Origin of the sequence: Paraburkholderia ultramafica (assembly GCF_902859915.1) — a bacterium.
GTDB lineage: Bacteria > Pseudomonadota > Gammaproteobacteria > Burkholderiales > Burkholderiaceae > Paraburkholderia > Paraburkholderia ultramafica.
Genome location: NZ_CADIKK010000001.1, coordinates 182,984 through 206,226 on the forward strand (window position 1 = coordinate 182,984; position 23,243 = coordinate 206,226).

The window sequence follows — 23,243 nt, forward strand, 5'->3', positions numbered from 1 at the left end:
CCGTTCGTTCAACGCGACCGAATTAGCCGCACCGCCCATACTTGTCGTCGAATCTGACAATGTCGTCTTCGCCAAGATAGGTTCCCGACTGAACCTCGATAATCTGAAGCGGTACACAACCTGGATTTTCCAAACGATGACGTATGCCTAGCGGGATGTAGGTCGATTCGTTTTCGCCGAGAAGAAATTGTTCTTCGCCACGCGTGACGAGCGCCGTTCCGCTCACGACGATCCAATGCTCGGCGCGATGGTGATGCATTTGCAACGACAGTCGCGCGCCAGGCATCACGACAATTCGCTTGACCTGGAAGCGGTCGCCGTGATCGATCGAATCGTAGAAGCCCCACGGCCGGCGGACTTTTCTATGCGCGTCGGCCTCTGGCGACTTCTCACGTTTGATACGTGACACAAGTCCCTTGACGTCCTGCACGTGCGAGCGGTCCGCAACCAGCACTGCGTCGTCGGTCTCGATCACGATTAGGTTGTTCGTGCCGACGCACGCCAGCAGTCTGCCGCCTTGCGAACGCGCATAGGTTGCCGTTGCGCCTTCGAACAGCACGCGTCCGTTCGATGCATTGCCGCACTCGTCCTTTTCCATCGCTTGCCAGACCGCGTCCCACGAGCCGAGATCCGACCAACCCGCTTCGAGCGGCACCACTACGCCAGTGAACGGCGAATCAGGCTTGCCGAGGTGCTCCATCACCGCGTAATCGATTGAATCGGATGGCGACCGCAGGAACTCAGCGGCATCTGGAATGACACACTCATCTGCTCTTTTGGCGCCGTGATAGGCGTGGACACTCGCGGCATGTATCTCTGGCTGGAACTGCTCGATGGCAGCGAGCCACACGGACGAACGAACCACGAACATCCCGCTGTTCCACCAGTATTTGCCGGAGTCGACGTATTGAGCGGCGAGCTCCGCAGCGGGCTTCTCCACAAAACGCTCAATGCGATGCGCCCCGTCCTCCAGCGCGCTGCCGAGGCGGATGTAACCGAATCCTGTGTCGGCGCGGTCAGGCGGAACGCCTAACGCGGCGATCGCACCTGCTTGCGCATAGCGGGCTGCGTTCTCGATCGCACTGTGAAGCGCCTCCAGGTTCACAATTGCATGGTCCGCGGGCATAGCAACCAGGATGGCGTCGTGCCCGTCCGCGCATGCGTCCAATGCGGCAAGCGTGAGAGCCGGCGCGGTGTCCCGGCGAGCGGGTTCCACCACGATGCGCGCGTTCACGCCGACCTCCCGAGCCTGTTCGTAAGTTGCGAAGTAATGCTCGGCGCCACAGACAATGACGGGGTCCGCTGCGACATCCCACGTAGTACTAAATCCGGCCATCCGTCCCATGGTAGCTTGTAGCAGCGTCTGGTTGCCGATCACGTCGATTAGCTGCTTGGGAAACTGTTCGCGCGACACGGGCCACAGACGAGTTCCGGATCCGCCAGCGAGAATCACTTGCACGAGCGGTGGACAATCCACCAAAGCCTCATCAATGGCATCGATATCCGTCTCGTCCGCAATTACCGTTACCTTGTCCATTTAAAGATCCTATATATTGAAGCCAGCTCGCAGAAGATCATGTTCAGTTATGCAAACAACTCTTTGCGCTGGTAAGCGCGCCGATGGCTACCTGTGTGAACAATGACGGACGTCCATAACAGCGGACAGAGCCAGCCTTTGAGTTCGCGGCGACAAGAGGATGCACGCATTAGCCGAAAGTCCGGCTCGACCGGGAAGCATGCGTACCATCGTGGCCAGACCGTAACTGCCTGGCGTGCAACAGGAACGACACGCATCGACGTTATGCCCACAAGCAGGTGCAGCCAGCGCAGTACTCGATATGGTTCATCATAGTCAGGTTACGCTGCAGCACAGCATTTCTGGCGCGAACAGTTGAGGTTTTGTCCCTGCTCGTCGGACCTGTCTCTCGACCGCATTGGATAGGCCATGGATTTCTGGATTGAAGGGGACGGGTAGCGTGGAAATCAGCTCCTACACGTGGTACCGTTTATGCCAACAAGCTGATGCTTCGGTCTCAAAGGTAGGACACCGACATTGTCCATTGCCGGTACCACGCCGGCCCTTTACGTCCGATTTCATGTCTATTTTTTTCAGGGCACGGACTGGCCTTCAGCAACTGTGCGCCATTCGTTTTTTTGGAGTCGCAATGGCTTACATTTCGTTACTTGCACTATTTCTGACCGTCACCAATCTGGTACCCGTGAGCGCCGTCGGGTTCGTTCCGATCGTCCTTTGTTCATGGCGTTTTTTCGGCAGACGTTACCCGGCGTTTATCGCGCCGCTCACGGCATTCACGCTTCTCTTAGTGGTCTCAACGCTGCACTACGACCCCCGTTCGTTCACTGAATTCGATTTCTACCGGCGCGACGGCAATTTCTTCATTTCGTACGCTCCTATTTTCGCCGGTTGTCTGTACACGCACCGCTGGGACCTGAGCAAAGTACTTCGCACGTTCTTCGTGTTCGCGGTGATAATCAACCTGCCGCCCTATGCTTACTACGTTCTTGAAACCGGCTTGCTGAGCATCTTCAGGCATCCCGACGACAGTTTCGGCAGTTACTTCATCGCGCGCAATGCGGCTGGCGGGTTCTTTGCCATGCTGTTCTGTCTGGGGGTGGCGTGCTACCTGCAGAAGCGAAGCAACCTGCTTCTTGTCCTGCTCGCCAGCAATGCGCTGATGCTTTTCTCGACCTATAGCAGGGGCTCGTTGCTGGGTGCCATTGCAATATTTCCGTACCTCTACTTCGGCCGTAAACGCTGGATTCTGGCCACCTTGATAGCTGGCCTCTTGACGGGCTCCATCGCAATGGCGATCTATCACACGGACCCGACGGTCGACTATATGAGCTACGCCTTCTCCATTCACAATCAGGATGCGAAAGTCGCCAACCTGGACATTCGCTACGAATGGCTATGGCCGCGGGCTCTCGCTTACTTCGAGCAGAGCCCGATCGTCGGCCTCGGTTTCGGTTCATTCGACGACCATATCGGCAGCGTAGTCTCTTACTTTCATCTGCTGGGCGTACCGTCCGACCTGATCATCGAACATAGCGACTCTCACGCCCACAACTCCTATCTGAACTTCCTTGCGGAACTCGGCATAGTTGGCCTCGCTCTAATGCTGAACTTTTTCTGGAAATTGATTGACTGGAGCAAACAGGGCGCAGCGGTTGCCGCGCTGATTGGAGGTGGACAGAACTTCGCCGCCTACAGATTTGTTGAGATCTCGTCTATTTGCCTGCTTGTTATGGCTGCAACCGAACATCGGCTGGTTTCGCCATCGAATGTTCTGATCCTTACACTCGTCATTTCCCTGTTGCTGGCATCGAGGTCGGTCAACGCCATCACCTCCGAACAGCGTCCTCAGGAGTCAAGCGGCCGCGCGCATTCCTGAGAGAGCGCCGGCGCGCGCGCCAAACCGGTCTACCGCGAAAGATTTTTTGTGTCCGCGTGGTAGCGAAAACGAAGAAGAGAGAATCCTATGTGGACCGTGTTCACCAACATAGGCGACGCCGCAATGACGTTGCCCGTTGCAGCTATCTGCGCAGCTTGGCTGGCGCTATTCGATGTCCGTCTCGCATCCCGGTTAATCGGCGCGCTCGTCGCCGGAATCGCCATAGTTGGCGCAACCAAGATTATCCATGCGGGGTGGGGCCTATCTTTCCCGGCTATTGATTTCCGCGTCATCAGCGGGCACACCATGTTGTCGACGTCGGTATGGATGGTAGCAATTACCCTCCAGTTGAAGTGGTGGCGTCAACCGCCGCTGGCAGGCAGCGTCGCCGGTATGGCGATCGGCGCACTGACCGGCATTTCCCGAGTCATGGATCACTCGCATTCAGTGTCGGAAGTGATTTCCGGCTGCGTGTTGGGCGCACTTGTGGCCATGTTTTTTTTGCGAACCGCGCTTAACCTCGAATTTGAGCGCTTCCGGCCTGCATGGTCCACCATCAGTCTTCTGCTAGTCTCGACGTTCACCTATGGACACAAGGCGCCGCTTCAACATCTCATTGAAGCGCATTCGCCGGGAATCCGTAACCATACGCCGTCCGTCACAGCCCTGCTCCGCCAGATGCGACATCGCGTCCATTCTCATGACTCTACGTCAGCGAGATGACGCTCATCGACAGGCAGTTGTTCTCCGACACGATAGGGAAGAAACTGCTCGAAGCCCTCGTATGGAAGGTGGGAGTCGATGAAATTCGTCAGTGCCGTCTTGAAGTTTTCCGACGAAAAACGTTCGGCGTTTCTGCGACATTGCCGGGGATCGAACAGATTCGCGTTGTGTTCAAAGCTGCTGACCGCCGCCAGCAGAGATTCCGGTGTCTGCTCCCCAAAGAAAACGCCAGTGGGTCGCTCAAGCGGCAGACCAACTACCGACTCTAACGCGCCGCCTCTGCCGAACGCGATGACTGGCGTGCCGCATGCCTGAGCCTCCACCACGGAGATGCCGAAGTCTTCTTCAGCCGCAAACACAAATGCTCGAGCGCGCCGCAAATGATCGACCAGAACATCGAATGGTTGATGACCGAGGATAGTCACGTTGTCCCCGGCGACGGACTTGATCTTCTTCATCTCGGGGCCGTCGCCAATCACCACGAGTTGACGTTCCGGCGTCTGCGAAAACGCTCGTACGATCAGATCGATACGCTTATAAGGCACCATGCGCGACGCGGTCACGTAAAATTCGTCCTTCTGCGTGCACATCGCCATGTTCGCCAGATCGACCGGCGGATAAATGACGGTTGCTTCACGTTGGTACGCTTTTTTGATCCGCCGGGCGATGAACTTCGAATTCGCGAGAAGGTGATCGACTCCGTTGGCCGAGCGCGAGTCCCAGCCTCGAATGTAGTGAAGTAGAACGCGCGCCAAGACGGACTTAAGCCCAGTGTTCAGATGAGATTCCCTGAGATATTGATGCTGCAAGTCCCATGCATAGCGAATGGGCGAATGAACGTAGCTGACGTGGATCTGGTTCGGTCCGGTCAGCACGCCTTTCGCGACCGCGTGCGAACTGGAAATGACGAGATCGTAGCCAGACAGGTCGACTTGCTCGATCGCGATTGGCATCAGCGGTAAGTAGGCACGATAACGCTTGCGAGCGAAAGGCATACGCTGGACAAACGAGGTCTTGACTGGTTTCCCCTTCACGCATTCGCGATCTTCCAGAAAATCTACAATTGAAAAGATGTCCGCTTTCGGGAAACACTCTATGATATTTTTCAATACCTTCTCTGCGCCACCCGAAACCACCAACCAATCGTGAACAATAGCGACTTTCATTTCGACCTCCTGTGAGATTATGACGCGAGATCCTTCCCGCTCAACAATCTGATTCACTCATCCTTCGCAGCGCGTGCCTGAGCTCGGACACCGCATGCAACGCGAACCATTTCAACCGCCCGCTCAGCTCCAGGCACGAGGCAAATCAACTCGAGGCGGATCATGATGCCCATTAGCATCGCCGCCAACGTTATCTCTCCAATCACCCGGGCGGATGCCATCCCAATGGCACCGTATCGAGGCGCAAGGTAGAGCGCGGCTGCAAGATTAGCCGCGCCCGACACGACACCCGCGATCGCAAGTAGGCGATCCTTCCTTCTCGGCACAAACACATAGAAGGCGACGAACTCGTTAAAGGCCGCGAACGGGAACATCCACGCGAAAACCTGGAGCACGCGAGCGCTCGGCTCGAAAGCGGCACCCAGGACCAAAGGCAGCATAAAAGGCGACAGCGTCAGCGCGCCACAGAGAATCAGTAGTCCGTAACCCATCAGCAAGGTGGCGCCTCGCCGGGTCGTCGCCTGCGCACCGTCCTTGTCTCCCTGCGCGAGTTGCCGCGAGATGGTCGGGATAAACACCTGCGACGCCGGCCCCATCAGGGCGAGCCCGATCGTCGCGAAGCGTTCCGCTGCGCCGAAGTAGCCCACTTGAGCGGGCGTGGACAATAGCGTCAAGAGATAGGTCGACGAAGCGGTGAGCACGACCGAGCCGGACGAGTAGCAGAAGAGCATCGTCGAGCTTCGCACCAGAGGAACGACGCCTGCCAGCTTGAGACGCGGCCACCCTAACTGAAAAGTTGTAAGACCATAGGAAATAACTGAAGACGCCACACCCGAAACCAGCAGGCTCGCAAGCACCCATACGGAGTCCTCGGGCCCTCTTACGAGGTTCAGAACCAATACAAGGCTCAGGGCGAAGCCGAACACCTCGATCATGATGGGTGTTCGAAAGTGCTGACGCCCCTGAAATAGCCAACCGAGATTAAGCCCCGAGACGACCCCCAGCAGCGTAGCCAGCAGACCGATCACGGGCCGCTCCGACAATACAGGCGAACACATCGTGGCGGCGATGCCGATGCATCCGCCCAACACGCCCAGCAAGAGGCGCGCGCTGACATGCAACGAGTAGATGGCGTTGCATCCTGCAACCGATTGCGCTTTCGATACCTCGCGCATTCCGACAAAGGTGAATCCGTAGCCTACGAGCATCCAGATCACGTTCATGAGTGACATCGACGCCAGCACCCGACCGTATTCGGCTACACCGAGTATCCTGCCGTAAAACGGCACCACGATGATGAGGTAGACGTACCTCATCAAATATCCACCGTAAACAAACGCAATAACGTTAGCGTTCTCTCGTCTATCCATACTGCCCTCCTTACGCGCGTTCTGGACTTCAGCGCCCAGCCACGCGACGGCGGGCAAGCGGGTTGGCGATATAACGCACCACAAAGTCAGACAGTGGCGAATACGGCACAAGACACAAACTGGAAAGCACAAGCGCGCCGAGCTTCTTCTGGAGACTCCAGAAAGGGTTAGCGACGATCGCATGCAAATAACCGCTGGAATCTCGCATCATCCAGCGCCAGCGTGTGAGCAGCGTCGCGCGATAGACGCTTGAGCAGAAGCGAGCCTTCTCGTGACCAAAGTCATGAAACGTTGGCGGAAGCTCCACCTGGAGCCGGGACTTTGCGATAGTCCGCAATATCGTCCATCGCATGCTGAAAGCTCGTGGGGCTTTGGTGATGTGCTCCGAGTTTGCGAACGACACGGACGAGCTAGCCGCGTTATGTACGCGATAGGCACCAAGCGACTTCGAAACGGACGCAACAGGGCCAGTCAAAGCAGCGCCGTAGATCGCGTAGAAGTCTGCGCCGTAGCGGTTGATGCCGGCCGCGGGAACAGGGAAGATCTGCTTGAGCGCACTCACACGATATGCGTTACCCGACGCGGGCGGCGACGGATACAGCCAGCCGCGCAGCAATAATTTTCCACAGTCGGGACGCGTCTCGGTGTTGGGCACATAAGCGCCAGTGAGCGCTCCCGTGCCGTCCATGACGTCAAGGCGAAACTGCACCTTCGCCCAGTCACCGTCTACGAAGAGCTGCATCACTTCGGATACGGCGTTCGGGTACAGGATGTCATCGGAATCGAGGAATATCGCGTATTCCGTTTCAAGCATCTCGATTGCATGGTTGTACGCGGAGACCTGACCGCCGTTTTCCTTGAAAATCGGTGAGACGCGTGCCCCGTACTTTTCGATGATCGCGCGTGAGCCGTCGGTCGAACCATCGTCGATGACAATTACGTCCGTTTTTGGATAGTCCTGCGCGAGCGCCGAGTCGATCGCCGCGGCCAGATAGGGCTCGTAGTTGTAGTTGCAAATAACAATAGTGACGTGATTCATGGTATTCGGGGCTATCTAAAGGTTCGGTGAGTCGGACTCCGACTGAGCGCAAAACTAACGACACGCGCGACAGGCAAGAAGCTTCACACGAATTGAGCATGACCTTTCCTGCATCTGCTTCGCTACGCGCAAGGACGGACCACGATGTAGGCGAGCTGCGTGGGCGGATTGTTCTCGGGACCATTGACTCGATTTGGCACCTTGAATCGAACCTTCAACATCTCGTCGTCCCATGTCAGAGCAACATCGTCGCGAGCACTTGCCGCGCCGGTCAGCGCGTCGATAGACTCAACATGTTCGGTGCGCGCCGGCTTGAGCCCCGACACGGTGACGGTTTGCCAGCCTGGATCCGCGCTCACCTGGAGCACCACATCATTGCCCGAAAACAATGCACTTCGAGCGGTACCTGGACCGAACCGCAACGGCTTCGAAAAGCTTGCCAGCGATCCAGCGACAGTCTGACGAAGCACGATCAGACTTTGCCCCGATACGTTGTAAGTCCGGGCACGCGGACCGCGGTGCGTAAGACGAAACGGTTCGTAGCCGTCCCAGTGATAGACCATAGACAGATACTTGTCCGCATCGTCCCAGTTTCTGTCGAGCGCCCACACGGCGAAGTCGAAGAAATAACCCGGCAAGTGGTGCGGATCCTTCATGTACGCGTCGCCGATCTCCGTTTGCCAGATGCCTCGCGCCGGACCGTTCCTCACGTGCTGCTGATACAGCGGATCCAGATCGGCGACGGCGAGGTAATGCGTGTCAAGGTAATCGACCCAATCGAGCATCCGCTCCTTCAATACCGGGCTCCTGTACTCCAGCCATTTCCTGAAGTTGGAGAGCCCGCCTTGGTCCGGGCATCCACCGTAGACAACATACGCGTGGTAACCGCGGATGATTCGGGCCCGCCGGGATGTGAATTCGCTCGACATAATCTTGCATCGCGCGCTCGTACGGTCCTGAGCGCTTTTCGTCCGCGTTAAAGTCCGGTCCGTGCCAAAAAGTGGCTTGAAGTAGTCCACCCGACAACTTGCCCGCGGCCTCGTTCCAGATCTGAAAATAGCGCAGGTTATAAGGCGGCGCAGAGTACTTGCGCACTACCGCGTCGACATATCGCTTCCACGCCTCGACATCGTTGGGCGCTGAACCGGAGTCACCCGGCACGCTCGCATTCCACCTCGGCGAATAACCGAGCAGCAGGAGCGACCCAATTCCATTCTGGTCGTTTCGGATCAAAACCAACGGTAGGTCGCTATCAAACTTAGGGCCGGTTTTGTCCACTCGCATCAATTCGCCCGGCGAATCTAGTTGACCGGGTCCCACCGAACCACGTCCCCAGCTGATGTCCATCGCGCGCCACATCCGAACATCACCAGCCGATCCCGGCCACCCATTGGTGCCGATCAGATCTGTGATCCGGCGGCCGCGAGCCTCCCGAGAGCGCGACCCCGGCATTAGCGTGAGCGAGGTCTTCCCACGCGCCATTGGTATGGCCCCTCCGGCGAGTGCGGCCAGTGTTCGCAACGCCCGCCGCCTGCCGGCTCCCTTCTTGACGCGGTACATTCGCCTGCCCACGAACATCCACTAGCCCGCCGACGCGCTGGGCGCCAGGTCCGACAGCCGATCGCCGGTCTGGCCATACAGAATCTCGAGCACTTTCAGCGCCGAACGCTCCCAGCTGAACTCACGCGCATGAATCAGACCCAGTGTCCGGTAACGCTGCCGCAGCCCTGCGTCGCTCATCATCCGGGAAATCTTCTCGGCGATATCGTCTGCCGAGGTCGCGTCGCAGTACATGGCGGCATCTCCGCACGCTTCCGGTATTGAGGTACGCGAAGAAGCGACTACAGGGCAGCCGCAGTACATCGCTTCGAGGGGCGGCAGTCCGAATCCTTCGTATAAGGAGGGAAAAACGAGGCAGGCGGCATTCTCATACAGCGCTTTCAACTCACCATCTGACACGAATCCGGCCCACAGTACCTGCTTCGAATGCACCGTTTTCTCAACATGCCGACTACTGAATATCCGTGCATTCTTGCCCCCCACAATGACGAACTTGACATCGGCGAGATGTTCAAGCGTATCGATAGCTTCCAGAACGCGTTGCAAGTTCTTTCGCGGATCGAGGCTGCCGACAACGACACAGTACGCGTCCTTCACGAGCTCCAGGCGTCTCACTACCGCTGGATTCGATACGACGCGATCCAGGTGATCGGCGCCTGGGGAAACGACAGTGACGCGCGATTCATCGATCTTCAAGTGATGGCAGATCCGCATCTTCGAGAATGTCGAGACCGTCAAGATCATCGGCTTCATTCTCGGCAGCATTGCAAAGCAAATCCGATACCAAAGCAGGAATTTCCTTGAGAATCCTTGCGGCATATCGTAGACCGCCATGTCGTGAACCATCACAACCTGGCCGCGCTTGAAGATCGGATTGGTATTGCACAGACTGAGCAGCGTCACGCCTCTCGCAGCAATGGGAAGCGTAATCTGCTCCCAAAGCGTGCCCCGCAGCCACGGGAAGCGCCGCTGCCGCTTGAGCAGCGCACCCGGCTCGACCGTATTTTCAGGTACGAAAACTTCCAGTTCGTCACCAGGCGCCGCGCGCATCTGCATTGCTCTCGTTAGTTCATACGCCACCCTTTGAACACCAGTGACGGGCTGCGAAGTGAATTTTCCGTTGATTGCAAAGGCCATCAGGTTCTCCGTTTAACCAAGTCACGAAACTTCTGTTCGCAACTCGCTTACGAGCGAAGACATCAACTCGTAGCGTTAAGGTCGCTTAAATCGCTGGCGTAGTTCGTCGCGTAGCCATAATTTCGTGTACTTCGCCGTACCGGGATACCATTGAAGACTGCACCCGCGATACGTCCCTCTGCCCGTTCCATCTTCTTGACCGTGTCGAAAATTTCCTCCTCGCTCTGCATTCCCGAACGCAAGACAAGCAAGGACGCGCCGGCTTCACTCGCGATGATGGAAGCGTCGGTGACGGCGAGAAATGGCGGCGTATCGATGATCACCATGTCGAACTGGTTGACGAGCCGCTCCAATACGTCCTTAAAGCTTGGTTTCATCAGCAATGCGGCTGGATTCTCAGGCCGCACGCCGCAAGACAGGAACGTGAACCCATCGATGCTCGTAGGCCGCAGCGCATTACGCAAAGCCATCCGCTCCGAGAGCACCTCCGAAAGACCGCCACGATTGCTCTGGTTGAAAAACGACGCGAGGTGGCCACGACGCATATCAGCGTCTATCAAGACGACTCGCGAGCCGATCTCCGCATGCAGGATCGCCAGGTTCGCCGCAACAAAGCTCTTGCCCGCAGAAGGCGTCGGCCCGATGACCATCAGGACGTTATTGCGCGCGCGCGCAAGATCGCGCGTCACCGCTGTGCGTACGTTACGAAGCGCTTCGACCGATGTGTCATGCGGAAAACGTGCGGCAAGGACTCTGCTGCCATCCGCATTCGGGGATGCTGGCATGCCCATTCCGGGAGCACCGCCTCGCAATGGAATATCGGCTGCGCCTCGCTGGAAGGGCAGAGTGGTTCGCCCCCCCACACCTGGCAGCGGCTTCCGGCCCGCGCTCTCGGAGTTGCGGTCGAGCAACAACTGCTGCTGGCTGAACAAGATCTCGCCGAATACCGGCACGCTCATTCGACGTTCCACGTACGTGGGGTCCGTCACTCCGATCATCACGTGACGGCGCATGAAGACCAGCACGACGCCAGAGACAAGACCGAGGACCAAGCCGCCCGAAAGTACGAGTGCGGGCTGCGGCTTGACTGGGCGATGAGGCCTGATCGCAGCGTCGACGATATGTGCGCCGCCCGTCGTGCTGGCACGCCGGACTTGCAATTGCTCAGCCTTCTGGACCATACCGAGGTAGATGGTTTCCGCAACCTTCTGAGCCCGGAGAAGATCGACGCTCTCGCGTTCGGACGCCGGCATGCCATTAAAGTGACCGTCGAATTGCCCCTTCGCTTCCTTCAATTGCGTGAGTTGCTTGTCGACGCTCTGCACCCAGCGGCTTTCCGGCGTGTAGCGCTCGAGAAGTTGCGTGCGTTGCAGTTGCAGGGTAGCGATCTGCCTATCGAGGTCCAGGCCTCCCTGCAGGTAGGCCTGTGCCTCGTTCGTCGGTTGCATGGACTGTGACGTCGCTCTGAAACGCTTGAGTGCTTCCTCGGACTTCCTGAGATCCGCGAGCAAACGAGGAAGCTCACCGCTAATGAATGCGAGCGTGTTCGTGTCGTTGAGCTGCCGGCTCGCGATCGCAGAGGCGAGGTACTGTTGCCCCAGAGCATTGGCGACTTCGGTGGCCTTATCCGGACTCTTATCCACGTATTCAATTTGAAGCAGGCCGGAGTCCTTCACCTTATCGCCGACCTTCACCAAATCCCCGAAACGCTTGACCGCATCGACCGAATTCCAACGGACGACCTTGAATTTCGTACCCGGCCGAGCATCCAGTTCCTTAACCAGCGTGGAGACTCCATTGTCCGTGGCGGGTTTGCCCACCATGCCCTTGATCAGAAGCTCATCAGAAGGGCCACGCAATTCATACGCGCCGCCTTCGAGGGCGACCAGGGTCAACTTCTCTTCCTCGAGGTCCTTTGGTACATCCAGGGCTCCGATCTGAACGCGCTCTCCGCCCCATGCAAAAGACTTCAACCCAAGCCAAGGCGCTGCGGGCTCTCCCGGGGTCGCGAATTTCTCCGCGATGTCGCCCAGTAGCGGAATCTTGTGCGGCGTCACCGACACGTCGAATCTATATTTCTCGATCACCGGCTCGAGCACTGAACGGCTATGCATCACGGCCATTTCAGTGACGGGGGACGGCGCGGGCGGCGGTAGGGTTTCCTGATTCTGTAGAGCGAGGCCGAGCGCATTCGCTTCCGGCGGGTCCACACGCACAAGGATGTCGGCGGAGTAGATCGGCGTCGCAATGAGTAGATAGGCCACCGCCAACGTCATAACAATGACCGTCGTGCTCACAATTTCCCAAATGTGATCCCGCATCAGCGTGAGCATCGCACGCGCGCTGAGTTGGCCACGCTCGGTGCTGGCAGCGCCAGAGAGCGAATTCAGAGGGTAATAATCCACCGGCTTCATCTTCCATGTTCGATGGGCAGAGTAATGACTCGATACAGCGCTGCTGCGCCACCAGTTCGCGATCTGGAACCGCCGCCGGCCAATGTGGGTACGGTATTGGCCGGCGGCACCTCGGAGTTATATGTGCTGGGCCAGCGTGGCTCGGAGAACCGCGCTCATGACCGCGTGAACGACAGTCGGCGGCACTGCCTATGGCTTATCACCAGCGGAATAGCCGACCTCACCAGAAACGCCTCGTTTGCGTAGTCGATAGAACGACGAGTTCTATACATTCAAAAGCTCCTGTCTATTCGTACTACGAACTATTATCAAAGATAAGCTCTGTAACCTGGACCGCATTGGGTGTCACGAACAGGCGTCCACCCCTGCTCCAAAAATAGGGCGAGACATATGAACCTGCCCGGTATCGACGATGTCGACCACCAGTTATACGGAAAGTTCGTGAGGAAGCCTTGCCACAGAGGCCTAGCACGATATGACGGCGCAAGACCGGCGCGACCAGGTAAACACGGCTTGGTGTGGTCGCGCACCTGCTTATTCGCGTCGCGTGTCAACCCTGACCAGGCGTTCCACGGCCCGGAAAACGGTAATTGGACATGCTCTTGCCATAGCAAGGTGAGGGCGCGTTAAAGCAGATTAATCATCATGCGAATTAAAAAATCGACCAATGCGATCTGCAATTTCTCTATGCATGTTGCGGCGAAGAATAGCTCCCAAAGAATGCACCAAATCGCCTTGGGCATAAATTCGGGTGTTAATGGCCGATTACGTGGAGCGCATTACAAATGCGGCGGCGGTAGAAAGCATTGTTGCTATCTGCAAGCGATGTAACAGACTTATACAGGATGGGCCATGGACTGTAGCGAAACCTTAGTGACAGTTCACTATGAGCAAACAACTGTTTAAAGCGGTCTTGCCGGCTGGAACCCTTGTCACGCAAGCACGTCAGCCGCCATCACGAACGTCTTATGGGCCGCCGACCTGCGCATCAGCTACGGAGAAAGTTTCTGAGTTGAATTATATGAGAACGCCTTTTCTCAAATTACGAGGTAAGAATTTCTCCCATCATGACAATTACGCCAAAACACCCTTGAATACCGGCCAAGTTCGCTCTGCACATTTGGGTACGGTACTCTCGCTATGCTATGTAGATAGTGACTCGCCTGTTTGGAGAACTAAGCGTGATGACCTCAAGCGATTTTCTTACGTCGTGCATCAATGGGCGTCAGGATGGACCGAAAGCTATGAGACACATTGGTCTTTTGGTTTTTCAGGAATGCTCCATTGCGACCGCGGGAGCGATCGGAGACGCCTTCCGTCTTGCCAACGAGTTTGAAAAGGCCGGGGGAGACGAACCTCCTTATCGGCTTTCAGTGCTGTCAGATGAAGGAGGTTTGGTGACCAGCTCATCCAGCATCTCGATCTGGACACAAAGCCTTGAGCGATACAGCCTGGCCGACTTCCACGCGTTCTTCGTGGCTTGCCGCGACGCTACGGAAACCGTGGAATCGAATGATCGCTTTCTTTCATGGATCTCACGCCAAGGTTCCATTGCATCATTCGGTGTTCAGCAAGGAGCGAATCTAGCCGTCGTTTGCAGGAACCCATTGCAATCAACAGTGCCGATCTTTCTCTTTGATGACGGACCCGATACCACGCGGACGAGCAGCGTGACGCCCACCGGCCTGGCACTTGCGCGGATCGAGCGCGACCTGAGTTCGGACACCGCTCGAAAGATCGCGCGCGTGCTACAAACAAATTACATCGAGCAGAACAAGCCCGAGCTGGACGATGCAAGCATCACCACGACGACCGAGAAAATCCGCGAGTCAGCGCGCTGGATCAGAGAAAACTACAGCAAGCCGATCTCGGTCGCCCAGGCAGCGGAATCCGCTGCAATGAGCAAGCGCAATTTTCAACGTCGCTTCAAATGCGAGTTTGATATGACACCACTGGAATACCTACTGCGCACGCGCTTTGAGGTCGTATGCGCAATGCTAAGGAATACCGATTTACCCGTCGACAAAATTGCAAGGCGGTGCGGGATGGGCGACGGCAATCGCCTGGGGCGCCTGTTCAAAGAGCGATACGGCATGGCACCCACGCAGTTCCGCGTGCAGCAGCATGTATTCGAATCCGAAGAGCGGGGCACGACGCCTGACGAGGGCTGGAATACCGCAAGAGAGATGTTGCGAGAAACCCCTTGACTCATCGAATAAAACAGTAAATGCCACTAGTGATATAGATTGATACATGACGACTACCAAGTCCGTACAGATCGACCAGGAAGCTGGCGCCGCCGGCCTAAAGGACAAGGACGACTTCTCTGAAGACAGTGCGTCCAACGATGTAACACCCTCACAGCCAGACTTACATCGGTCGGCGCAGCAGTCTGCGTCTATCGTCAGAAGAATCAAGGAAGCAGCGAAGTCCATGCTACCAGATTCAATATTTCTGAGCCTGTTGCATCATAGACTCATTGGCCGCTATCCCAACCTGATTTGCCCTGCCACCTTCAACGAAAAGATCCTGCAACGAAGCTTGAATCCGGACCCTCGCTACATCGACTTGACCGATAAACTTACAGTTCGGGAATATATCGCTGCGAAGCTGGGAGAGAAGCATCTGATACCGCTAGTCGCGGCACCGGACGCGTTCACGCGCGAGGTCTTCGATACTCTCCCCAATTCCTTCGTGATGAAAGCCAATCACGGCAGCAGCTTCGTCGAAGTGGTTAGAAACAAGTCGGAGACGTCGTTCGAAGAATTGCAGCGTCTTGCCGCGCAATGGTTATCTACCGACTTTTACAGCATTGCACGAGAGAGGCATTACCGGAAAATCAAGCCGCGCATCTTTTTTGAGCATCTGCTTCTGGACCAATCTGGCCAGATACCCGCGGACTACAAGTTGCATTGTTTCAATGGTCGACCGGGACGGCCGGTCATCTACATACTGGTGATCTCTGACAGGTTCGGGAGCGCGACGCATGGCGACGTTTACGACGTCGACTGGAATCATCTCGATGTAGCCATCGGCTACTACAAACGTAGCGCGACGCCCGCCCCTCGTCCACAGAACCTGGAATCAGTGTTGGACGCTGCGGTTACCCTATGCGAAGACTTCGATTATGTCCGTGTGGACTTATACGCACCTGATAACGAGGTATATTTTGGCGAGTTGACATTCACGCCCGGCGCTGGTGTATTGCCTTTTACACCTGACCGCATTGACTATGAGTGGGGGAAACTGCTCGCGTGAATACGCGTAGGTCAGGAAAGCGCTTCATGCTACGCCCCGCTTGAACTCGCGGAGTTTTGAGTTGCAAGTCTTGACAGAGAAACCTGGTCTTTCTCTGCGAAGCAAAGGGAGATCAGCCCTATCTTCACATACGAACGCTCACCGGGTTAGTTGTCCTGGTGGCTCGCAGTGAAGCTCGTAAATGCACTGTACGGCTGGCTCACCGCGACATCGTTGATCATAATGCCGTAGGTATTGTCGCCGCTATCGAGCACGTAGTACATCACCGACTGGATATTGTGAGTCTTTCTCGCCTGATAGAACGCACCCAATCTCCCGGTGATGTAATTTGCCCGGTAGGCCTCGGTTCGCTCCGGACCCGTGTTCCATTCCGTGATGATGAAGGGCACGCCGTATCGGGCCTTGCAATACGTCGGCAGATCAAAGCCGGGACCTGAACCGTGGGACCCGATGTTGAAAATTTCTCCGTACACTTCGTAAGTGTGCCAGGTCGTGATGTCCCAGCGCACCCTCATATAGCCACCGCTACCGTCAGGTGCATGCCGTCCCACAGCGTCAGCCGCGTCAATATCCGCAACGCAGAAGTCGATACCGCACTTCGCGGAAGGCTGAATCGATTTCACGCCGTCAATCATGCCGCGCATGGCACCGCGCATTGCGGGCCAGTTCGCATTGTTGAAATCGACGGCTTTTGTCCCTTCGTTGGTGAAGTGCAAGATCGTAGCGTTTAGCCGCGTCACCTCATTTCCGCATTCGTAGATGGTCACCCCATACGGTTTCAGTGCGGTTACAATCGTCCTGGTACACGCGAAAGCGCGGTCGTAAGCCGGCGACTCACCGGCGAAGACGTTACCGTTGCTGTCGTGAACGCCTTGATTGATCAGTAAAAGCAGAGTGAGTCCGGCCGACTGGAAAGCTTGTGCCAGTTTGACGACAGCGCTGATCTGATTCGGGTCGTCCGTGCAGCCGACGCGATAGCTCGTACAACCTATACCCCTCAGGATCGAGACGAGCTGCGTAGGCGTGTACGTGTAGTCGAAGTGCCCGTTCATACCGAAAAAGGTACCCGCGGCAGGAGCGGCGGCGATGCGCGGATCGCTGCAGGGCAACCGTTGGTACAGTTCCACCAGGTGGCCCTGGATCTCGGGTACGCTCATGCCGCGCGCGTACATGCTGATGACGTGGTCGTCGAACCCCGGCAGCCGGCGTTCATACTTGCCGAACAGTTGCGGCTCGAACGTCGCCTGCCGGTCGCGCGGAATATCCAGCTCCAGTTCGCCATTGGGCGTGATGACCGTCTTGGCAGTGTTGCCGTTGCGGTGATTGCCGCTCTTGCCTTGCCCGGCCTCCGTCTCCAGGTGATGCGCAGCTCTGCCGCCAGCATCCGCTCGGCGAGCCGCTTCTTGAGTTGGCCAGCCAGGCCCGACTCGCCGAGAATCGCCTCGGCGTCCTTGCTCTGCACCTGGGCCAGCAGTTGATCGATCAGTTCATCCGGAAAAAGCTTTGGCGCCTTCTGGTTCTTGCTCTTCTTGGTCATGCTCGTTATGTCGGTCATGGGGGCGTTACTTTCCGTATCGTCTCATGACCTCGGCACACAAGAAATCTGACAGGCTCCGAAGATGTTGACAGACCCCGCATTAGAGCGACACGTGCGTTTTCTATTCACTTTACGCATGCGTTGCCCCCCGAACTCGATGAGGCACCTGCCACCACCGACCCGGCACTTACACAACGCCCTGCTCTACACACCTGCATAGCACGACAGCGGTGGAGAGATACCCAGGCTAGCCCTAGTTGTCACGGTCGAGAACGAACCCTGTTGACCGCAGCTTGCTGTTGTCGAGCCGGAAAAAACCCATCGGGTAGCGTTTCCGAAAGGACTTTCCGATTGCGAGGCACTTCAGAATGTCCAGCAACAATGGCAGGTGAACGGCGAGCTTGTGGCCCGCGCGTAGATAGACGTCCTTGTAAGTGAGGGAGTTCGTGTCTGCGACGTTAAACGCTTCGACTCCAGTGGTTTGCGCGCTTTCGGACGAAACCCGTAGCAAATGCGCGATTGCCTTCGCAGCATTACTGGTAGAAATATAGTGACTGTTGCGATAGAGAACGAAAAACCGCTTCTTGCGGCTCCAGGTCAGCGACTCCTCAAGATATCCAGACTTTTGCACCAAGGCGATCCGATACAGATCGACGTGCATCTTGTCGGCATATTTCGCAAGTATGTCTTCCCCCTCCCTTTTGCTCCGTGCGTATTCCCGCATCTCAGTCGCTGCAAAATACTGTTTCTCGATCGGCAGATTCACGTCAATCAACGGAGCTTTCTCGCTCACGAGCCGGGAAGCGGGTGATCCATAGACCACCATTGAGCTGGCCTGCCCGAAATACCTTACGCCCTCACGTACACAAGCCTGTGCAAGGCGTTCGAGATTGGTGACATTGGTCGTGTGTATATGCGGCCTGCCCGGCAGGCTCGCCGCCAGATGGATAACTGCCTTAGCTCCTTCGACGAGCTTGTCGAGCGCCTCGTCCGGCAGATCAGGATCTGCAAAATCCGCCTTGGTCCACTCGACGCGCGGATCGGACGGCACCTTCCTGTGGAACTGGCCCCGGACGCGATAGCCCTGCTCAATAAGCTTCTCGACGATTTCTGTCCCAAGATTGCCGGTGGCCCCCGTGACCAGCACCAAAGAACCTGCAGCGTTTGTGCGAACAGGCATTTCCAACGTGGCCAATCGTTTCGCCGCAAGCCTTGATTTCAAATGGTCAGCCAATCGAATCGCCAGCGCAATGATCACCATCGTCGGATTGGCATGGCCGCTCGTGGGGAAAACGGAGGCGCCTGCCACGTAAAGGCCGCGAACGCCGTGCACCTGACACGTATCATCCACGACGCTTGTAGCAGGGTCGCGTCCCATGCGCGTTGTCCCCGCAGTATGGGCCATGTCGTGCAGGATGACTTTCGACATATCGCCCGCAGCAATTTCCGGCCAAAGCGTGAACCCGCGGATGTCCGCTGCGCGAAGGTCTTGTTCCAGAAGCTGCGCGAACGTCAGAACCGATCGCTTCAGGAAATCACCCGGCTCCCAGGCAACACGTGCGAGGGGCAACCCGAGGCGGTCGCACCGATCAGAAAGAGTGACACGGTTTTCAGGCAAAGGCGGTTGTTCGCAGATGACGTCTAACGTAATGTGATCGATTTTTCGACCCGTGCCTTTGGCTGCGTAATCCCGGGCGACAAAATTGGCGCTAATCAGGACTGCAGCATCTGCAATCATACGGCGCAGTCGGTAAGGAAGTTTTGGATTACCCAATATCTTACGACCAACGGAACTCAAAACCAGACCCGAGCTTTTCAAAACGGCCACGATATCCGACACGGGGTGCTGGCTTTGCTTTTTTGCCAATCGCTTCAACGCCACCAGCGGATCATTTTCCGAAATACGGATATTTGTATAAACTGCCATGTTCGGCAAAGATTTATCTTGCTGAATCTCAGGTCGAAGAGCAAACCCGTGAGAATACATAAAAGCTCGATAGTTCTTCTGCAAAGCGAAAAAACCCAGCAGCGTAGCCGCACGCTCCTGGCCGTCTGGCGAGAAAGAGCCCAGAGACATGCTGGGGTGATCCGTCAGATAGCGCCCGACCACATCATGGGCGTTGCCTAACGCCCTGCCCGCACCATCCTTTGATATGAGAAGCAGTCGAGCGTTTTCTATCGCGCCGGCGGCAAGCGTCACATGGGTCGATTTAATGATGCAACGCCTTTGCCCCGAGAGTGATGATGTGATCTCCACACCCGTAACCCCGTCGACATCGGTCTTTACCGCGCACGCCGTGGCATTGAAAAGCAGCGTCACATCCTTATGCTCTTCTGTCCTGAAGTCGGGCCCAAAACGCATGACGTCTGTCATGTTGTGGCGAGAGCGGGCAAATTGCCAAAAGAAAGAGGACAAGTATTGCATCCGCGAAACTTCAGAGGGCTCTTTCAGTTTCGAAGCCACCCAAAATTCGCGATCAGTGATGATGGGTCCCAGATCAAGCCGTTCCGCCGCCCGGTTGATGTAGGGTGCGATGGCTGCGGAACCTATCGGCCAGCCGGAGTGCGGTATCCACCCACGTTGCGCAAAATCCGCGGAATCGAATGGCGCCACTTTGCCCGCCCACGCGGTCGTGGAACCCCCCAATACACGGCAACGGACGCCAAATTTCTGAGTCTCCGAGTTCCAGAACTTCAATTGATACGCGTGCGATTCCTGACGCGCCTGTTGCAGATGAGCCCCCTCGAGGGAGCCCAGCGCTTCCACCTCGTTCAGCGCTTCATGCCTGGAGGTTTCTTCAATACCACCGCTTTCCAGAAGGAGGATCTTCAGACCCAAGCCGGACATTTCGCGAACAATTGTTAATCCTGCGGCACCGCCACCTACAATCACGAGATCGAATGATGTGTCGTCGATGGAGGTGCCGATATCTGCCTCAAAATCGATAAAATGCGTCATTTCTCAAAGCGCCTCTGTCTCGTAGTGAAAATCGCTGCGAATGCCGGGAATAAGACTGACGAATCTGACTGAGTCCGGTCGCGGCGGGGTACGCACCTTGGAGCTGGAGCATACGGGCGCAAAGCCACTCACAATGAATAGCTACACGCGATAACTTTGCTAAATACGGTGGTGAATTGAGTGGTCTAGTACGTTTCTTGCACGACTAAACAGGCAGCAGCGGTTTTGCTCTACCAGCATTCGTACATGTAGTTATGTCCCTAGTCATCATCTGGTCACGAATCAGCTTTTTCCGTGGCGGGAAACGATGTCTGCTTGTCGGGCTACAACCTGATGTGTTGTCGAGCCGCACGAGCCGCGGTGCTCCGGTTGGCGGGAATCTTGCCAACGCTCCTGCTGTCGACGAAATATCACCTGCTAGACCTACCGTAGTACCGAAGACAGGATAGACGCGCAAAAATCAGCGGCGTCGAACGCGGCGCAAAGTGGTGAACTATTGGCTGATAAATCACCGCCTAAGTTGCGTTGCCGCGACAACTGGCAACCAGACGCGTTCCATCTCGAATTCGTGTTCGAATCCAAGCGGATCGCGCACGACCACCTTGAGCCGAATATCGAACCTGTGACCGTCGAACTCCACCACCTGGTAAGGGTGGATCGCCTCAGGCGTCGCAGCTTCGTCGTCCTGGCGGGGCAAGCCCTTGAGGTGTGATGCGCCCGCCGAGTGCGCTGCCGAGCTGAAACTGCGCAATATTTCCGCCGTCAGGTGACGTGAGAGGGAGCGAATCGCGTGTCCCGCCGTGTTGAATGGGTAGTCCGCAGCCGTGAGTCCAACCGCGCGGCAGTGATGTAGGAAATCGTCGTGCAGCGCCTGTGGCGCGTCAATCAAAGTGAGAGCCGCACTGACTCAGGTTTTTTGTTACCGAGCGAGGGTCGTTGCCTCATGTAATTTGCTACCCGTCAGAATGCAGACGGGAGTGCCTTGAGCTTCGCTCCTGGCGTGGACCATGTGACGCCATCCACGCCCGGAGTCTTCCTGCCACGATTCCCAGTCACCCGTTTGACGGCGAGAGCCTTGCCGCTGAACGAGTGGATCAGCAACCACTGCAGGGCTTTCACCCTCCCGTGCCTGCCGGCCTGTTCGGCCTTCACGATACGCGAATGCGACTGATCCGGTTGTGGCTGAATCAGGAGCGGACGTGTCCGGTCTGCCGTCAAATGATCACGAAGTCCAGTGGGTGGCGTCTCTTCCACCTGGAACGAGTGACCGACGGGGGCACGGACGCAAGTCGCAGCCTGGTGATGCTGCACCCGGACTGTCACAGGACCGCGCGTGGTCGCCGATTCCCGGTGGTGAAACCGGCTCCGGTGACGGGGCTTTGAAAGGCTTGAGCGGAATGCGGGGAAACTCGCACGTTCCGTTCCGAGGGGGCGGTGGCGCAGCAAGGCGCCGCTGCTACCCGACCCCGTGTTCGAATTGCTGGAGTCGCGTGGTTTCACGGTCATGCTGATCAATGCGCGTCACGTCAAGAACGTCTCGGGGCGCAAGTCCGACGTGCTGGATTGCCAATGGATCCAGCAGCTCATGACGTACGGTTTGCTGCGCGGGGCATTTCGCCCGGCCGACCAGGTGTGTGTGCTGCGCTCGCCGTGGCGCCAACGCGGGATGCTGTTGCGCAGCCAGTCGCGCCACGTCCAGCATATGCAGAAGGCCCTGACTCAGATGAACGTCCAGCTCGCTAACGTCATCTCCGACGTAGTCGGTGTGACGGGCCAGAAGATCCTGCGCGCGATTGTGGCTGGCGAGCGGGATGGCCATGCGCTCGCGGGCATGAAGGATGTACGTATCCGCGCCAGCGTCGAGGAGATAGCGAAGAGCCTGCAAGGCAACTGGCGTGCCGAGCACCTGTTCGCGCTCAGGCAGGCGGTGGACGCGTTCGACTTCATCTGTACGCAACTGGCCGAGTGCGACCGCGAGATCGAGCAACAGTTGCAACGCCTGCAAACTCATGAGGGTGAACCTGCCAGGGGCAAGCAGCGCGGCAGGACACGCAACGGGCCGAAGTTTGACCTGCGCACGCAGTTGTTCAGGATGTGCGGCGTGGACCTCACGCGCATTGACGGCATTGACGTCACGACGGCGCTGGCTGTCATCTCGGAGATTGGCGTCGACATGTCACGTTTTCCCTCGGCGGCACACTTCGCGAGCTGGCTGGGTCTGTGCCCGGGCACCCGGATAACCGGAGGCAAAGTGATGAGTGGCAAGACCAGGCGCTGCGCTAACCGCGCGGCCCAGGCCCTGCGAATGGCCGCTACGGCGTTGCGCGCCAGCCAGTCGGCACTGGGTGCGTACTTCAGGCGGATGTGTTCACGCATGGACAAACCGAAGGCCATTACCGCTGCCGCGCACAAGCTCGCGCGACTCATCTACACGATGCTCACCAAGGGCGAGGAATACACCGATCAAGGGCAGGACTACTACGAAGAGCGCTACCGCGAACGTGTTCTTCGGCAGTTATCCCAACGCGCCCAGAAGCTCGGCATGAAGCTCGTCGCCACAGAACAACCGCAACCCGTCTGAAAAACTCATTCCCAATCAGACGCTTGGAGTGTGTTTCTTAAGAGGTCGCTTCTAGAAGCGCGCGATCGCTTTCGGCAACGTCGGCG

Annotated in this window: 13 protein-coding genes and 4 pseudogenes; 5 read left to right on the top strand and 12 right to left on the bottom strand. The window is 57.0% G+C overall.

Going from position 1 to position 23,243, the window contains the following annotated elements:
• Nucleotides 1-22 precede the first annotated feature (22 nt).
• A complete protein-coding gene (locus HV744_RS00915) occupies nt 23-1,537 on the bottom strand; it encodes a mannose-1-phosphate guanylyltransferase/mannose-6-phosphate isomerase (RefSeq protein WP_175147694.1) in 1,515 nt (504 codons plus the stop codon).
• A gap of 628 nt (nt 1,538-2,165) precedes the next feature.
• Here HV744_RS00915 and HV744_RS00920 point away from each other — a divergent pair.
• Nucleotides 2,166-3,413, top strand: a complete 1,248-nt coding sequence (locus HV744_RS00920) for an O-antigen ligase family protein (RefSeq protein WP_175147695.1) — start codon at nt 2,166-2,168, stop codon at nt 3,411-3,413.
• 87 nt (nt 3,414-3,500) lie between these two features.
• A complete protein-coding gene (locus HV744_RS00925; protein ID WP_175147696.1) occupies nt 3,501-4,136 on the top strand; it encodes a phosphatase PAP2 family protein in 636 nt (211 codons plus the stop codon).
• On the opposite strand, the gene HV744_RS00930 is transcribed toward HV744_RS00925, so the two are convergent.
• The 6 genes and pseudogenes from HV744_RS00930 to HV744_RS00955 form a co-directional block, all read right to left on the bottom strand.
• Nucleotides 4,112-5,302 (bottom strand): glycosyltransferase family 4 protein, encoded by a 1,191-nt coding sequence (locus HV744_RS00930; protein ID WP_175147697.1) that lies wholly within the window; start codon nt 5,300-5,302, stop codon nt 4,112-4,114. The two genes, HV744_RS00925 and HV744_RS00930, sit on opposite strands and share 25 nt — an antisense overlap.
• A gap of 53 nt (nt 5,303-5,355) precedes the next feature.
• Nucleotides 5,356-6,672 carry a lipopolysaccharide biosynthesis protein gene (locus HV744_RS00935; RefSeq protein WP_175147698.1) on the bottom strand — a complete coding sequence of 439 codons (1,317 nt, stop codon included), beginning with the start codon at nt 6,670-6,672 and terminating at the stop codon, nt 5,356-5,358.
• Between the two features lie 28 nt (nt 6,673-6,700).
• Entirely contained in the window at nt 6,701-7,711 is a 1,011-nt protein-coding gene (locus tag HV744_RS00940; protein WP_175147699.1) for a glycosyltransferase family 2 protein, read from the bottom strand.
• A 122-nt stretch (nt 7,712-7,833) separates the two neighbouring features.
• Nucleotides 7,834-9,271: pseudogene (locus tag HV744_RS00945) on the bottom strand (hypothetical protein).
• A gap of 21 nt (nt 9,272-9,292) precedes the next feature.
• A complete protein-coding gene (locus tag HV744_RS00950) occupies nt 9,293-10,408 on the bottom strand; it encodes a glycosyltransferase family 4 protein (RefSeq protein ID WP_175147700.1) in 1,116 nt (371 codons plus the stop codon).
• A gap of 62 nt (nt 10,409-10,470) precedes the next feature.
• Entirely contained in the window at nt 10,471-12,813 is a 2,343-nt protein-coding gene (locus HV744_RS00955; RefSeq protein WP_246278904.1) for a polysaccharide biosynthesis tyrosine autokinase, read from the bottom strand.
• A gap of 1,253 nt (nt 12,814-14,066) precedes the next feature.
• Between HV744_RS00955 and HV744_RS00960 the strand changes: the two genes are divergently transcribed.
• Complete coding sequence (locus tag HV744_RS00960; protein WP_175147885.1) at nt 14,067-15,029, top strand: helix-turn-helix domain-containing protein; 963 nt, start codon at nt 14,067-14,069, stop codon at nt 15,027-15,029.
• Between the two features lie 46 nt (nt 15,030-15,075).
• Nucleotides 15,076-16,080 (top strand): ATP-grasp fold amidoligase family protein, encoded by a 1,005-nt coding sequence (locus tag HV744_RS00965; RefSeq protein WP_175147702.1) that lies wholly within the window; start codon nt 15,076-15,078, stop codon nt 16,078-16,080.
• 146 nt (nt 16,081-16,226) lie between these two features.
• Here HV744_RS00965 and HV744_RS00970 read toward each other — a convergent pair.
• The 5 genes and pseudogenes from HV744_RS00970 to HV744_RS38385 form a co-directional block, all read right to left on the bottom strand.
• A pseudogene (locus HV744_RS00970) lies at nt 16,227-17,195 on the bottom strand (hypothetical protein); the annotation flags it as partial.
• Nucleotides 17,196-17,635 (bottom strand): annotated as a pseudogene (locus HV744_RS00975) (transposase); the annotation flags it as partial.
• A 235-nt stretch (nt 17,636-17,870) separates the two neighbouring features.
• Complete coding sequence (locus tag HV744_RS00980) at nt 17,871-20,576, bottom strand: GMC oxidoreductase (protein WP_175147703.1); 2,706 nt, start codon at nt 20,574-20,576, stop codon at nt 17,871-17,873.
• A gap of 532 nt (nt 20,577-21,108) precedes the next feature.
• Nucleotides 21,109-21,450: pseudogene (locus HV744_RS00985) on the bottom strand (integrase); the annotation flags it as partial.
• Between the two features lie 86 nt (nt 21,451-21,536).
• Nucleotides 21,537-22,082 (bottom strand): reverse transcriptase N-terminal domain-containing protein, encoded by a 546-nt coding sequence (locus tag HV744_RS38385; protein ID WP_425497648.1) that lies wholly within the window; start codon nt 22,080-22,082, stop codon nt 21,537-21,539.
• On the opposite strand from HV744_RS38385, the gene HV744_RS01000 reads away from it, so the two are divergent.
• Complete coding sequence (locus tag HV744_RS01000; protein ID WP_175147706.1) at nt 22,045-23,157, top strand: IS110 family RNA-guided transposase; 1,113 nt, start codon at nt 22,045-22,047, stop codon at nt 23,155-23,157. The two genes, HV744_RS38385 and HV744_RS01000, sit on opposite strands and share 38 nt — an antisense overlap.
• Nucleotides 23,158-23,243 lie beyond the last annotated feature (86 nt).

Excerpts from the sequence above, each read along its gene's own strand:
- HV744_RS38385 (WP_425497648.1), bottom strand. The coding sequence starts at position 22,082 with ATGACCGTGAAACCACGCGACTCCAGCAATTCGAACACGGGGTCGGGT.
- HV744_RS00935 (WP_175147698.1), bottom strand. The coding sequence starts at position 6,672 with ATGGATAGACGAGAGAACGCTAACGTTATTGCGTTTGTTTACGGTGGA.
- HV744_RS00980 (WP_175147703.1), bottom strand. The coding sequence starts at position 20,576 with ATGACGCATTTTATCGATTTTGAGGCAGATATCGGCACCTCCATCGAC.
- HV744_RS00940 (WP_175147699.1), bottom strand. The coding sequence starts at position 7,711 with ATGAATCACGTCACTATTGTTATTTGCAACTACAACTACGAGCCCTAT.
- HV744_RS00930 (WP_175147697.1), bottom strand. The coding sequence starts at position 5,302 with ATGAAAGTCGCTATTGTTCACGATTGGTTGGTGGTTTCGGGTGGCGCA.
- HV744_RS00960 (WP_175147885.1), top strand. The coding sequence starts at position 14,067 with ATGAGACACATTGGTCTTTTGGTTTTTCAGGAATGCTCCATTGCGACC.
- HV744_RS00925 (WP_175147696.1), top strand. The coding sequence starts at position 3,501 with ATGTGGACCGTGTTCACCAACATAGGCGACGCCGCAATGACGTTGCCC.
- HV744_RS00915 (WP_175147694.1), bottom strand. The coding sequence starts at position 1,537 with ATGGACAAGGTAACGGTAATTGCGGACGAGACGGATATCGATGCCATT.
- HV744_RS00950 (WP_175147700.1), bottom strand. The coding sequence starts at position 10,408 with ATGGCCTTTGCAATCAACGGAAAATTCACTTCGCAGCCCGTCACTGGT.
- HV744_RS00920 (WP_175147695.1), top strand. The coding sequence starts at position 2,166 with ATGGCTTACATTTCGTTACTTGCACTATTTCTGACCGTCACCAATCTG.
- HV744_RS00965 (WP_175147702.1), top strand. The coding sequence starts at position 15,076 with ATGACGACTACCAAGTCCGTACAGATCGACCAGGAAGCTGGCGCCGCC.